The organism is Chryseobacterium edaphi (assembly GCF_025628985.1).
Classification (GTDB): domain Bacteria; phylum Bacteroidota; class Bacteroidia; order Flavobacteriales; family Weeksellaceae; genus Chryseobacterium; species Chryseobacterium edaphi.
In genome coordinates, this window is record NZ_JAOTEM010000004.1 from 239071 (window position 1) to 252037 (window position 12967).

Annotated in this window: 14 protein-coding genes; 11 read left to right on the top strand and 3 right to left on the bottom strand. The window is 33.4% G+C overall.

Going from position 1 to position 12967, the window contains the following annotated elements; translation table 11 throughout:
- The gene (locus tag NZ698_RS15545; RefSeq protein WP_263004116.1) at positions 1 to 309 is read left to right on the top strand and encodes a barstar family protein; all 309 of its coding nucleotides are present in this window, start codon (positions 1 to 3) and stop codon (positions 307 to 309) included.
- A gap of 68 nt (positions 310 to 377) precedes the next feature.
- Here NZ698_RS15545 and pafA read toward each other — a convergent pair whose 3' ends face one another.
- Positions 378 to 2024: an alkaline phosphatase PafA gene (pafA, locus tag NZ698_RS15550; RefSeq protein WP_263004117.1), complete on the bottom strand. Its 1647-nt coding sequence runs from the start codon at positions 2022 to 2024 to the stop codon at positions 378 to 380.
- Positions 2025 to 2174: 150 nt separating this feature from the next.
- Between pafA and NZ698_RS15555 the strand changes: the two genes are divergently transcribed.
- The 6 genes from NZ698_RS15555 to NZ698_RS15580 all read left to right on the top strand — a co-directional run bounded on the left by NZ698_RS15555 (position 2175) and on the right by NZ698_RS15580 (position 8177).
- Positions 2175 to 3893: a S41 family peptidase gene (locus NZ698_RS15555; protein WP_263004118.1), complete on the top strand. Its 1719-nt coding sequence runs from the start codon at positions 2175 to 2177 to the stop codon at positions 3891 to 3893.
- A 96-nt stretch (positions 3894 to 3989) separates the two neighbouring features.
- The gene (locus tag NZ698_RS15560) at positions 3990 to 4574 is read left to right on the top strand and encodes a TetR/AcrR family transcriptional regulator (RefSeq protein WP_263004119.1); all 585 of its coding nucleotides are present in this window, start codon (positions 3990 to 3992) and stop codon (positions 4572 to 4574) included.
- A 72-nt stretch (positions 4575 to 4646) separates the two neighbouring features.
- A complete protein-coding gene (locus NZ698_RS15565) occupies positions 4647 to 5384 on the top strand; it encodes an SDR family oxidoreductase (protein WP_263004120.1) in 738 nt (245 codons plus the stop codon).
- Between the two features lie 246 nt (positions 5385 to 5630).
- Positions 5631 to 7256, top strand: coding sequence for a hypothetical protein (locus NZ698_RS15570; RefSeq protein ID WP_263004121.1), 1626 nt, complete (start codon positions 5631 to 5633; stop codon positions 7254 to 7256).
- 14 nt (positions 7257 to 7270) lie between these two features.
- Positions 7271 to 7624, top strand: a complete 354-nt coding sequence (locus NZ698_RS15575; RefSeq protein ID WP_263004122.1) for a hypothetical protein — start codon at positions 7271 to 7273, stop codon at positions 7622 to 7624.
- Positions 7625 to 7628: 4 nt separating this feature from the next.
- Positions 7629 to 8177 carry a hypothetical protein gene (locus NZ698_RS15580; RefSeq protein WP_263004123.1) on the top strand — a complete coding sequence of 183 codons (549 nt, stop codon included), beginning with the start codon at positions 7629 to 7631 and terminating at the stop codon, positions 8175 to 8177.
- A 254-nt stretch (positions 8178 to 8431) separates the two neighbouring features.
- Here the strand turns inward: NZ698_RS15580 and NZ698_RS15585 are convergent, their stop codons facing one another.
- Positions 8432 to 8806, bottom strand: coding sequence for a Fur family transcriptional regulator (locus NZ698_RS15585; RefSeq protein ID WP_263004124.1), 375 nt, complete (start codon positions 8804 to 8806; stop codon positions 8432 to 8434).
- Positions 8807 to 8927: 121 nt separating this feature from the next.
- Between NZ698_RS15585 and NZ698_RS15590 the strand changes: the two genes are divergently transcribed.
- From NZ698_RS15590 to NZ698_RS15605, 4 genes are all read left to right on the top strand, one after another.
- Positions 8928 to 9836, top strand: coding sequence for an NAD(P)/FAD-dependent oxidoreductase (locus tag NZ698_RS15590; RefSeq protein ID WP_263004125.1), 909 nt, complete (start codon positions 8928 to 8930; stop codon positions 9834 to 9836).
- Positions 9837 to 9893: 57 nt separating this feature from the next.
- Positions 9894 to 10742: a GLPGLI family protein gene (locus tag NZ698_RS15595; RefSeq protein WP_263004126.1), complete on the top strand. Its 849-nt coding sequence runs from the start codon at positions 9894 to 9896 to the stop codon at positions 10740 to 10742.
- A gap of 30 nt (positions 10743 to 10772) precedes the next feature.
- Positions 10773 to 11357 (top strand): Crp/Fnr family transcriptional regulator, encoded by a 585-nt coding sequence (locus tag NZ698_RS15600; RefSeq protein WP_263004127.1) that lies wholly within the window; start codon positions 10773 to 10775, stop codon positions 11355 to 11357.
- A gap of 73 nt (positions 11358 to 11430) precedes the next feature.
- Entirely contained in the window at positions 11431 to 11820 is a 390-nt protein-coding gene (locus NZ698_RS15605; protein ID WP_263004128.1) for a RidA family protein, read from the top strand.
- A 115-nt stretch (positions 11821 to 11935) separates the two neighbouring features.
- Here the strand turns inward: NZ698_RS15605 and NZ698_RS15610 are convergent, their stop codons facing one another.
- The gene (locus tag NZ698_RS15610; protein ID WP_263004129.1) at positions 11936 to 12862 is read right to left on the bottom strand and encodes a malate dehydrogenase; all 927 of its coding nucleotides are present in this window, start codon (positions 12860 to 12862) and stop codon (positions 11936 to 11938) included.
- Between the last annotated feature and the right edge of the window lie 105 nt (positions 12863 to 12967).

A 12967-nucleotide genomic window follows, 5' to 3' on the forward strand; every position in this document is an offset into this window, starting at 1 on the left:
ATGAATACAACATACATCGACTTTACAGACATTGGAGATTACGAAGATTTCTATGCTCATCTGAAAGAAAAAATAAAACTTCCGGATCATTTTGGGGACAATCTTGATGCGCTTTCGGATGTTATTTCTGGTGAACTAAAAATGCCGCTTCATATTGAGTTTGTAAACTTAAGCGTTGATCAGCTGGAAATTTTTGAAGATCTGCTGACCACTTTAGAAGATGCAGAAGATGAAGTAGAAGATTTTACATTTTCATATTTCCTTGAGCAGTTCGAAGATGAGGATGAAGAAGAAAGCGAAGAAGAATAACTTTCAAATTTCATAAAAAATAAACCGCAAAATCAAATTTTGCGGGGTTTTATCTTTAATAAATAATTTTATTTTCCTAAAACTTCAGAAATAGGATTTCCTACATTTCCGCTTGGAAACTGAATGTGCAATAACGCCGAAACCGTCGGTGCGATATCTGTCATAAAATATGGTTTATTGCTTTCACCATGATTGATTCCCCATCCCATAAAAACCAAAGGAATATGTGCGTCATAAGAATTCCAGACGCTGTGTGTAGTTCCTGTTTTTGCGTAAGTCGGAAGCATAGAATCGTGTGAAATCAACTGAATATCACCACTTCTCTGTCGGTTGATTCCGTTGATGATTCTCTGCTTGATTGGTTCTGGAATTGATGATTCCTGTATTTTTGTTGTAGAAACTGCATACAAAATAGTCGGATCTTTTTCCAATTCCTGAATTGCAAATTCTTTGATACTTTCAAGCTCAAGTTTGTTATCTCTCATCAATTTTCTGTCGAAATAAATCTGATAATTATCGACTCCGTTGATTAATTTATCAACTCCGAATTTATCTTTTAATTTTTGATTTAAATCTTTCTCCATCCCTTCACCGAAAAATCCTGTTGTGATTTTATGTTCCTGCAGAAAACCTACAGAATGCGCTCCACCGTGATCGGCAGAAAGAAAAACCGTATACTGACCTTTTCCAACTTTTGAATCTAAATAATTAAAAAATTGAGCTAAATCCTGATCTAATCTTAAATAAACATCTTCAACTTCAATAGAATTTGGTCCAAATTTATGACCCGCATAATCTGTTGATGCCAAATTGATCGCCAAAATATCGGTAATCTGATCCTGACCCAGATTTTCACCTTCTACAGAAGCTTCAGCCAGTTTTAAAGTTAAAGTATTTCCGAAAGGTGTATAACGGATGTTATCTTTTTTAGCCTGATAATCTGCCTGCAAATTGGTGTACGGAAAAGTTGGTGTTTTTGCACTTCCCAAAAGTCCTTCCCACGAAGAATTGTCGGGCGAACTTTCTGTGTATTGATTGATAGGAAGCAAAGTATTCCAGCCGTTGGCAACCAATTTATCCGGTAAATTTTGTGCGTTGAAAGATTTCATCCATTGAGGCAACTCATTCATATAATAAGAACTTGTGATAAAATCTCCCGAAGAATCATCAAACCAGAATGCTCCGTTCGGAGTATGACCTGCAGGAAGAATCGAGGCTCTGTCTTTTAGAGAAACTCCAATTACTTTTCCCTGAAAATTGGTTGCCAGTCTCAATTCATCAGTCACTGTTGTTGACCAAAGATTTCTGGGCGAATGGCTTCCAACTCTTGCATTTGTAGTTCCTACTGGCTGCACACTTTCGTCTGTTGTACAATAAACATTTTTACCGGTTTCTTTGTCTGTCCAGTCATTTCCGGCAATCCCGTGAATGGCAGGAACAGAACCTGTATAAATTGAAGTATGTCCCAAAGCAGTAACTGTAGGAACATAAGGAATATGAACATTATTTAGAGAATATCCTTTATTGAGAAGTCTTTTGAAACCATCGTTTCCAAATTTGCTGTAAAAACGGTAGAGATAATCCCAACGCATCTGATCTACGACCAAACCAACGACCAATTTTGGTCTTTCTACCTGAGAATTTTTATTTTTTTGAGCACTGATTGTAACCACCGACATAAAACATGCTGCAGCAATCGTAATTTTCTTAAGCATCGAATAACTTTTTTTGTGATGACAAATTTACGGGTTTTGAAAGTTTTGGAATGTGAAATTTTATTTAAATTTGAGAAGTTAGCTTTCAGCTTAGATTACAGCTGAAAATAATTCCAAATCAATAAAAATTACCTAAACCTACATTTTGATATGAAAAGAAGCTTCTTTTTATTATTGTTAGTTTTATTTCAGCAAAACCTTTTCGCTCAAAAAGATCAATATTATAATTTCATCAAAACATGGAATTTCATTAAATATTACCATCCCGATGTTGCAAGTGGAAAAATTGATTCCGACAGTTTGTTTTTAGTTAAAATCAAAAGCATTGATTCTAAAGATGATTTTAATTCTGTCATTGAAAAGCTGTCACAAAATTTAAATAAAAATCTCACAACTCTTGCTCCGATTGAAACATCAAAAGATGTTTTAACAAAAAATCAGAATTTCGATTGGTTCCAGAAAAATGGGAAAATAAGTTCTGAAAACAAAGCTTTATTAAATTCTGTTTATAATCACCGATACAATTTTGAAATTTTAAAAGAAGAAAAATCCGTAAATGATGAGAAGAAATATTCATTCCCAAAAAATGAAAATCTTCCGGTTGAATATCGTTTGCTGACGTTGGCGAAAATTCAGGGGATTGTTGATTATCTTTTCCCGCACAAATATATTATGGATAAAGGGTTTGATGATTTTTTCAAGAAAAGTTTAGAAGAAAATTCAAAAATAAATTCAAGAAAAGATTTTGAAATTATATTGGCGAAATTGGTTTCTAAATTTAAGGACAGCCATGCATTTAGTTTTTATAAACAATTGAATTACAGAAAAGAAATTTTCCACGGCAGTTATCTTGCACCGTATGATTTTCAGATTGTTGACGATCATATTTTGGTTACAAAACTTATTTTTCCTGAAATTTGCTCGAAAGCTCAAATCAATGTTGGGGACAAAATCATTGCTATAAACGGTAAAACTATTCCTCAAATCATTAAAGAAAAAGGAGAATTATTATCGACTTCCAATACAGAAAAATTGATATTTGTCCTGTCAAAATATGAAAACAATCTCATCTGGATTGGCGATCTTAGGCATAGGGATTTAGAAGTAAAATCAGCGAGAAGCAATAAGAAATTCTCTACAAAAATTGACATGATTGATCCTTCCGATAAGGAAAAATATGATTTGATTGTTAATTATTTACAGGATAAAATCACGAAAATAGAAAACCGTAAAATTGATCATCAAGATGTTGCTTTTTTTAAAGTTAGCAAAACTTTCGGCTTTATCAATAAGGTAGATGATGATAAAATAGATGCCGTTATGGACAGCATTTTGAGCAATGCCGCACAAAAGAAAGCCATCGTCTTCGATATGAGAGCATATCCGGACTGGGGCGGGTTCTTTTTTCATTATCTTTACAAATACTTCTCTACTGTTGAAAATTATTTTGGAAAGTACTATCAACCGAACTTGAAAAATATCGGAACGTTTACTTATAAAGATCAAAGTATCACTTATTTTCCTTCAATTCCTGAAAAAACAGTCCATAATTATAAAGGAAAAGTTTTCATTCTCGTCAATCCCGATACAAGAAGCGCAAGTGAATGGTATTCGATGAGTCTGCAGAAAATCTTTCCACAATCGCTAACAATTGGTCAGCAAACTTCAGGTGGAGATGGTGATTTGGTAAAGGTTAATCTTCCTGGTGATTATCTTTTAGAGTTTACCGGGAACGGAATTTTCTACCCTGACAATTCTCAAACGCAGCAAACAGGAATCAGAATTGATGAACTAATTAAATATAAAGATCAGGATTTTCTTGAAGGTCGGGATCTTGAATTTGAGAGAGTTTTGGATCAAATGAAATAATCCTAAAATTAATTGACAAAAACTATAAAAGATATTTGAAAATTAATTTTGTACTAATTAGTACAATTACATATCTTTGTCTCATCAAAATAAAAAATGGCAGGAAGACCCAAAATATTTGACGAAAATCAGGCAATTGAAAAAGCGACTGAAGTTTTTAGAAACAAAGGCTACGATACAGCCTCTGCAGATGAATTGTTGAGTGCAATGGGAATCGGGAAAGGAAGTTTTTATTTGGCATTCAAAGGCGGAAAACAGGAATTGTATGTAAAATCTATCGAACAATTTTCTGAAAATTTTTATAAAATATTATCTGAAGGTATTGAAAAATCTGAAAACGGGATTGAATTCATCAAACAGTTTTTTTTAAGTCAGGCCTACTCTACCGAATGCGAAAAAGAAAGAGGATGCTTTTTGGGAAATTCACTCGTTCAGTTATCTGAAAAAGATGCACAGACAAAGAAAGTTTCTGTCAAAATCATGAGAAATTTACAACAGCTTTTTGCCGGAGTCATTGAAAAAGCACAGAAAAACAATCAAATTAAAACCAAAGAAAATCCTGAAATTCTTGCGTGGCATTTAACCAATTTATGGAACGGAATTCACGTTACAAGACGCCTTGAAAGTTCTCCGGAAGTTCTTAAAAGCCTTATTGAAATTAATTTAAAATTACTCGATTAAAATTTTTTTATCTTATTTTGTACCAAATAGTACAATATTAAACATCAATTTAAACATTTTAAAAAAAACATTATGAACATTACAAACAACACCATTTTGATTACCGGAGGAGGATCTGGAATCGGTTTAGAAATCACAAAAGCATTAAGCGTTACCAACAAAATCATCATCGTTGGAAGAAACAAAGAAAAATTGGATGCAGCTGCAAAAGATCTGGAAAACATTTTCACCATTCAAGCCGATATAACCAATGAAAGCGACGTCAACAGATTGTACGAAGAAGTAAAAACGACTTTCGGAGAACTGAATATTCTGATCAACAATGCCGGAAATGCATATGTTTACAATATTGCAAACGATGGAAACGCCCATGATAAAGCTTTGGCAGAATTTACAACCAATTACTTTGCACCAATCAGACTGACAGAAAAATTTCTTCCTTTATTGAAAGAACAAAACGAAGCTGCCATCGTCAACGTTTCATCGATTGTCGGATTGGTTCCCGGTGCATATCTTCCCACCTATTCAGATTCAAAGGCAGCACTGCATTCTTACACACAAGTTTTAAGACATGAATTGGCAAAAGAGACTAATGTAAAAGTTTTTGAATTAATGCCACCATTAGTCAATACCGATTTCTCTGCTGAAATCGGAGGAAAAGAAAACGGAATTCCGCCTTCAGATGTTGCCAATGATTTGGTAAAAGCTCTTCAGGAAAATAAATATGAAGTTCGTGTAGGAAATACAGAATCACTGTATCAGAATTTCTTTGCAGGAACGGAAGGTGCGTTTAGCGCTTTTAATTCATAATGACAGAATCATACTGCCATTTCATTTGGTAACTTTTATTATATCAATTTCATAGACGAGTCAGCGTAATTTTTTGCGCTGGCTTTTTCTTTCCATAGTATATAATACACAGTTATTATTTTTTATTAAATTTATTTTCTGAAAACTAAATAAATTTATACATTTGCAAACCTAAAAATCACTTAGGCAAGAAAACTTAAATATCTATCGTGCGCACTATAAATATTTAAAATAACAACAACAAAAATGAGAAAAATTAGAATTTTAAAAATTGCCTTATTAGGCATTTTCGCATTTACTATTTCATGTAGTGATGAATTACTAAATACAACAGTAGATAATAGTGCCATTGTCGAAGGAACTTTAAAAAACGGTAGACTTTTCTTTCCTAATAAAGAATCTTTAAATGCAACCTTCAAAGAACTTAAAAGTAAAAATCATAAGTACGTTGATCAATATGTGAAAGAAAAAGGTATAGAATCTTTAGTACCTATTATCAATGAGAACAGTGAACAGCAGGTTATTGAATTATTGAAGAAAAGAAAAACAAATTATCTCGCAAAAAATGCTTCAAGAGTTTCCGGGGAAATAAGTCCAGTATTAGATCAAGACATTTATGAAGATTTAGATGATTTGGAAGAGATTGTTGGGGATGAAACTTTTGCAGCCATGCTGAATGGTAGTGCTGAAATACAAGTAGCAAATAACATCTATAAATATACTGATGTTGGATTATTTGTTACAGAAGAACAAAACTATAATAATTTAGAAACTTATCTTGAGGTTAGACAAATTTCTTCAAATCTTCTGGAACCTACTGAGCCTCAATTTAGAGAAGATTTTCTTGCGGGTAAAATTGGAGGTGAATTACAAACACTTCAAAATACCAACAATAAAATTAACTATTTTATTTCACAATCTATCTATCCAACTGACGAAACTAATCCTGTTGGTAGCAGTCCAGCAACTTTATACCCTGGAGGAGGATATAGTGGAGGGAGCACGGTTGGGGGAAGTACTGGTGGAGGAAGTACTTCTACTCCTGCTGTAGAACCGTCATTTGCTAGTATTGTAGAGGGGTTAAAAGTTGGTGATATAAGAAAACCATTGCTAGGTAACATTTTTGGTAAAACTTGGGAAACAGATGATAAATATGAAAGTAAAAGAAGAGTGAAAGTTAAGTTTTATTCGCAAAATCTTTATCTTGTATATGCAATCGGATGTAAAGTAAAACATCAATATAAAGGATGGACAGGAATTTGGAGAGGTGAAAACGCTGATCAATTAGGGATTGGAGTAAATTCCATAAAATGGACATTTAGCCACCCTGTGAATATGAGCTCACCTGCAGGAGTTCCTAAACAAGCCTATTGGTTTGGGAGTAATGCGTATTTTAGTTCAGCTAGCGGAATAACATTTAGTTTTTCACAAAATCAAAATATACCTTCTTTGCCTTTCGCCTCTCAATTAGACGGTGTTATACAATTTGTTGTTGATCAAAGTGGTTTAACTGAACAACAATTAGATAAATTATTTTGGGAAAATGCATGGAAACAGGCAAATCAGTTTCTTGAAGGTCAAAATAAAAAGCTAAATAGAGTTGCTTTCATAGTAGATTCGTATAATGCTTCTTATGTGAAATATTACGATTTCAGTCAAGTTGAAAATAACCAAGACGTGATTGAAAGAATTTTTGATTGGGGAATTGCTACTCCACAATTTACATATACCTTTGGAGGAGGAACGGGTAATGGTGTTGCTGTTACAAGCTATAATTGGAATTTTTCTAAACCAACAGCTGTTAATGTTAATATGTACGGAATTGCAAAGAAAAATGGTGGTTGGCATGGAGCTAAGTTAATCATTGATTAAGAAATTATGAAATTATGAAATATATATTGCTTTTATTTTTAATAATACTTACATCTTGTACTTCAGAAGAAAATCTAAATCTACAGGAAAACTCCAAATTTCAAGGGAACTATATTGGAGTTTTTAATGGTAGTGTATCAGGTAAAATTTCCTTCAAAGTATCAGATACAGGCAATTTAGAAGGTTCTGTTGAATATGATAATGCTACTGCTTCTGAAAATTTGTCCGGGTACGTTCCAATAAGTGGAAAATTTGATGCATCTACTAAGAGTGGTTTAAATTTCTTTGGCTATCTAAATGACTTGACAATAAATGCAAAATGGACAAAAGGTAATTCTACAGGTGATTGTATCTTAAATAAAAAATAATAGTATGAATAAAATATTTCTAATTTTGATAGGGACAATTAGTTATTCATTACATGCACAAAATGTAAGTGGCGAAAAAGAATCTTTTCTAGGCGTACAAGCTGGTTTTTTTGGTGCAAATATATATTATGAAAAAAATATTTCTGAAAGTTTTGCAGTAAGAGGAGATATTGAATTTTCACCAAGTATTTGGGGTGGAGATCTTTATAGTAAAACAGGATTTGCAGTCACACCGGAAATAAAAATAGCACCAAAATGGTATTATAATATGAGCAAAAGACAAGAAGCCTTAAAAAATACTAAGAATAACTCTGCAGATTACATAACAGCAAATTTTAGCTATATACCTAACTTATTTGTCATTTCTAATGTTGATGAAATTACGGTTAACCCAATGCTGTCGGTAGTTCCGACATGGGGCTTAAGAAGAAATTTCTTGAATAATTTTAATTATGAAATTCAGGCTGGATTGGGTATTGGAAAAATATTAAAACCAAATTATGATCTGCAGACTGTTTTAAATATCAGCTTTAAAGTCGGTTATGATTTTTAATTAACAGATAATCTCTTTTGAGTTATATATCATTGAAAATACCAGAGCAAATATTTGCTCTGGTATTTTTAATTAATGATTACTAAGAAAGTCGCTATAAATATTTTGAATGATTATTGAAAACTTAAAACTTTGTGATTCCATCATTTTTAACATCTTGCAAATAATTTTTCTTTATAAACATATCTCTGAATGAGGGAAAAACTTAAGCAAATAAATTTCTAGCGAGAGAAAATATTTGTACAGAACTTTAATTAAGCACAATCCTTACAAACTCCCGTCAAAATACAATTCACATTTTCTACCTGATAACCTTGAGGTAAAGAAAACTGCACCGGAACCGGAAGACATTCTATAGTCTGACAATTGGTGCATCGAAAGTGAAAATGATGATCTGCGAGTTTCTTTTCTTCACATTTGATGCAGACTGCAAAATACTGTTTGCCATCCTCAGCAACGATCCGGTGCAGAATTCCGTCTTCGCAAAAACGGTTGAGCACCCGATAAATCGTTGCGCGATCAATATCTACTTCAATATTTTTCTCGATTGTATCCTGACTCATTGCTTTTCCGGCATTGGTAAGTAATGATAAAACAGCTTCTTTTGTAGGAGTACTTCTTCTTTTCATTTTATTAATGCGATAATGTTGCAATAATAAAAAATTGTATTAACTTTGGCAAGTAATTTTAGGAAAATTTGAACTTAATGAAGTCGATTTTAATTTAATTCTAACAAAAGAGATTTAAAATATGAGCGAAACCAAACTATTTGACGTTATCATCATCGGCGGAAGTTACGCAGGATTATCTGCTGCAATGTCTTTAGGAAGATCTTTAAGAACTATTTTGGTCATTGATAACGGAAAACCATGCAACATCCAGACTCCACATTCTCATAATTTTTTGACACAGGACGGTAGTTCTCCTTCTGAAATTTCAACTTTGGCAAAAAATCAGGTTGAAAAATATCAAACAATTGACTTTTATGATGGGAAAGCGATTTTAGCTAGAAAAACTGATTTCGGATTTGAAATTACAACCGAAAATAGAGAGAAATTCAACTCGAAAAAGCTGATTGTTGCTACAGGAATTGTAGATCAGGTTCCAGACATCAAAGGCTTTAAAGAATCTTGGGGAATCTCACTTATTTACTGTCCGTACTGTCATGGTTACGAATTTAAAGGTAAGAAAACAGGAATTATTGCAAATGGCGACCGTGGTTTTCATATTATCTCTTTGGTAAATAATTTAACAAAAGACCTAACGATTTTTACTCAGGGAAAAGCTATTTTCAACGATCAGCAACATGAAAAATTGAAAAAAAATAATATTCAAATCATTGAAACTGAGATTAAAGAATTGAAACATCAAAATGGAATGGTCGAAAGCCTAATTTTATCTGATGGCAAAGTTTTGAATTTTGACGTGATCTATGGTCCTTCTCCCTTTACTCAGCAATCAGACATTGCCGAATCTTTAGGTTGCGAAATGACAGAAATGGGTCATATCAAAATAGATCAATTCCAAAAGACGAATATTACAGGATTATTTGCATGTGGTGACAATTCTAGTGCGATGCGTTCGGTTGCAAATGCCGTTTATACGGGAAATGCTGCTGGTGCAATGGTGAACGCTGAACTGGTATCTGATTGTTTTTAAAATAAGAATAGATTATTCGATCAATTTTGTAGATTTGAACAGTTATATCAAATCTCAATGAATAAAATTTTCCTGTTTTTAATTTTCGTCATCGTTTTAAAGCTCAATGCGCAGAATCAGAGATTCATCTACGAATATAAATATGTTCCCGATTCTACAAAAGTTGACAGCGTTTTAACCGAAAATATGCGTCTCACAATTTTCAAAGATCATTCTGAATTTCTGAGCGAAATGAAAGCTAAGAGAGATTCTGCCATTGTAAAATCTTCACAGAAAAACAATGGCAAAATTGGCACAGACCTTTCACCGGGAAATATTAAAACTTTTGTTTGGAAAAATAAAAATAATAGCAAAAACTACTCGACAGAATTTGTTGGAATGGAATCTTATAAAGTAACCGATGAAACTGATTTTAACTGGACATTAATTGATGAAACAAAAAAGATTCAAAACTATAATTGCCAGAAAGCAATTTTAAAATTTGGCAGGCGAGAATGGACGGCCTGGTTTACAACAGAATTGCCATTTCAGGATGGTCCGCATATATTCTGCAAACTTCCGGGTTTGATTGTGACTATTGAAGATTCAAAAAAACATCATTCTTTTCAACTCATCGCCAATTATAAAACCAATGATGGCACTTCTGTTATGAAAGCATTTCATTTATTAAAAAACTATAAGGTCAATAGGAAACAGTTTAATAAAAAGTGGAACGATTTCAGGAAAAATCCGATCAGTGCAAACGAACAGTTTTTGCTGATGAATCCACAAATTACTCAATTCAAATCCTATGATGAAAATGGGAATGAAATGGATGCCAATGCATTAAGAAAAGCAGGAACGGAAAAGGCTAAGAAAAATTTAGTTAAAAACAACAATTTTCTTGACCTTGAATTGTATAGATAATTAGCAAAACTGATTATTAAATCAAACTAAATGAATGTCCTAAAAGACCATATCAACAAAACAATTTCCCTGACCGACGAAGAATTTTCAGTTGTTGAGTCATTTTTCACGAAACAACATATTAAGAAACGCGAAATGATTATTAGTGAAAATGATCAGGTTAACCACGTTTATTTCATTGTTTCAGGTCTTCTAAAACTTTTTTATACCGATGCTGAAGCTAAAGAACACATCATTTCTTTTTCCATGGAAGATTGGTGGGAAAGTGATTATGCAGCATTTTACACTCAAACAAAGGCAACTCAGTCATTGCAATGTCTTGAAGATACAATAGTTTTAAAACTTTCCTTTGACGATTATCAGCAACTTCTTAATCAGGTTCCAAAAATGACCGATTTCTTTCTAAAAAAAGCCATTGGTGGACATATTTCAAACCAAAGAAGAATCCTGTCATTGATGACCATGAGTGCAAAAGAACGGTATGAGCAATTTCTGAAATACTATCCTACACTTATCCAACGAGTTCCCAAAACTATTTTGGCTGCATATTTAGGCGTGTCAAGAGAAACTTTGAGCCGATTGTATTTAGAATCGGGTTTAAAAAGATCTAAATAGTGATGTAGATCACAGCATCAATTTTCAAACTCTGCCGAACTTTGTTCCATTAATTAAATTAAAATATTTCAAAATGGAAAAAAGAATCATCAACCCGTGGACATGGCAGGACGACAGAAATTATGCACAAGCTGTGGAAGTTAAAAATGCACAGAGCACACTTTACGTTTCCGGGCAAACTGCAATCGACGACAACGGAATTACTAGCGATGCCGATATGAGAACGCAGATCATCAAAACATTTGAAAATCTGGAAAAAGTAATTCTGCAGGCAGATTTTGAACTGAAAAATATTGTTCGTCTCAATGTTTACACGACAGATCACCCTGCGTTTTTCGAAAATTTTGACATCTGGCAAAACTGGATCACAAAGCATGGAATTCAGCAGGCAAGTAATGTAATTGAAGTCAAAACATTATTTGAAACGCTGAAAGTGGAGATGGAAGCGACGGTGGTGAAGTGATTTTTCTTTTGATAAAAATTTAATAGGGTTTACATATTGTTGGATAAAGAATAATTACATAAAAAACCGTCCCGAAAATTCGGGACGGTTTTCATTTATATAAATTTTAATAAAATTAAAACTTCAAATCACCATTCACTTCTCTAACCGCTTGTGCAGCTTCAGCAAATTTAGCTTTCTCTTCTTCAGTTAAAGAAATGTTTACGATGCTTTCAACACCGTTTTTCCCGATGATTGCAGGAACACCTAAACAGATATCGCTTTCGCCATATTCTCCGTCAAGCATTAATGAACAAGGGATCATTTTCTTCTGGTCACAAGCGATAGCCTGAACCATTACAGAAACTGCAGCACCCGGTGCATACCAAGCTGAAGTACCTAACAATTTAGTTAGTGTAGCTCCACCCACTTTAGTTTCGTCGATTACATATTTTTGTTTCGCATCATCCAAGAACTCAGTTACAGGAACTCCGTTTCTAGTTGCTTTGCTTAATAAAGGTAGCATTCCTGTATCACTGTGAGCAGCGATTACCATTCCGTCTACATCTGAGATTGGAGCTTCTAAAGCTTCAGCCAATCTGTATTTGAATCTTGCAGAATCCAAAGCACCACCCATACCGATGATTTTATGCTTAGGAAGACCTGAAGTTTTGTGCACCAAATAAGCCATTGTATCCATTGGGTTAGAAACCACGATGATGATTACTTCAGGAGAATTTTTTACTAAATTTTCAGTAACTTCTTTTACGATTCCCGCGTTGATACCGATTAATTCTTCTCTCGTCATTCCCGGTTTTCTTGGGATTCCGGAAGTGATTACCGCTACATGAGAACCTGCTGTTTTGCTGTAATCTCCTGTTGTACCTGTAATTTTAGTATCAAATCCGTTCAAAGATGCAGTCTGCATCAAGTCCATTGCCTTTCCTTCAGCAAATCCTTCTTTGATATCTACTAAAACTACCTCTGAACAGAAATCTTTCATTGCGATGTATTCTGCACAACTTGCTCCTACAGCACCTGCACCTACTACGGTTACTTTCATAATATTTACTTTTTTATTATTTATTTTGTTAGTTTTAATTTTTGCTTCCCAAATGTACAAATTCCCGAAAAATTGGGCAATCTTTCGGGAATTTTAATTATTATT

What these genes read in the sequence shown, in the direction of transcription:
- NZ698_RS15545 (WP_263004116.1), top strand. Translation starts at nt 1, where the DNA reads ATGAATACAACATACATCGACTTTACAGACATTGGAGATTACGAAGAT.
- pafA (WP_263004117.1), bottom strand. Translation starts at nt 2,024, where the DNA reads ATGCTTAAGAAAATTACGATTGCTGCAGCATGTTTTATGTCGGTGGTT.
- NZ698_RS15555 (WP_263004118.1), top strand. Translation starts at nt 2,175, where the DNA reads ATGAAAAGAAGCTTCTTTTTATTATTGTTAGTTTTATTTCAGCAAAAC.
- NZ698_RS15560 (WP_263004119.1), top strand. Translation starts at nt 3,990, where the DNA reads ATGGCAGGAAGACCCAAAATATTTGACGAAAATCAGGCAATTGAAAAA.
- NZ698_RS15565 (WP_263004120.1), top strand. Translation starts at nt 4,647, where the DNA reads ATGAACATTACAAACAACACCATTTTGATTACCGGAGGAGGATCTGGA.
- NZ698_RS15570 (WP_263004121.1), top strand. Translation starts at nt 5,631, where the DNA reads ATGAGAAAAATTAGAATTTTAAAAATTGCCTTATTAGGCATTTTCGCA.
- NZ698_RS15575 (WP_263004122.1), top strand. Translation starts at nt 7,271, where the DNA reads ATGAAATATATATTGCTTTTATTTTTAATAATACTTACATCTTGTACT.
- NZ698_RS15580 (WP_263004123.1), top strand. Translation starts at nt 7,629, where the DNA reads ATGAATAAAATATTTCTAATTTTGATAGGGACAATTAGTTATTCATTA.
- NZ698_RS15585 (WP_263004124.1), bottom strand. Translation starts at nt 8,806, where the DNA reads ATGAAAAGAAGAAGTACTCCTACAAAAGAAGCTGTTTTATCATTACTT.
- NZ698_RS15590 (WP_263004125.1), top strand. Translation starts at nt 8,928, where the DNA reads ATGAGCGAAACCAAACTATTTGACGTTATCATCATCGGCGGAAGTTAC.
- NZ698_RS15595 (WP_263004126.1), top strand. Translation starts at nt 9,894, where the DNA reads ATGAATAAAATTTTCCTGTTTTTAATTTTCGTCATCGTTTTAAAGCTC.
- NZ698_RS15600 (WP_263004127.1), top strand. Translation starts at nt 10,773, where the DNA reads ATGAATGTCCTAAAAGACCATATCAACAAAACAATTTCCCTGACCGAC.
- NZ698_RS15605 (WP_263004128.1), top strand. Translation starts at nt 11,431, where the DNA reads ATGGAAAAAAGAATCATCAACCCGTGGACATGGCAGGACGACAGAAAT.
- NZ698_RS15610 (WP_263004129.1), bottom strand. Translation starts at nt 12,862, where the DNA reads ATGAAAGTAACCGTAGTAGGTGCAGGTGCTGTAGGAGCAAGTTGTGCA.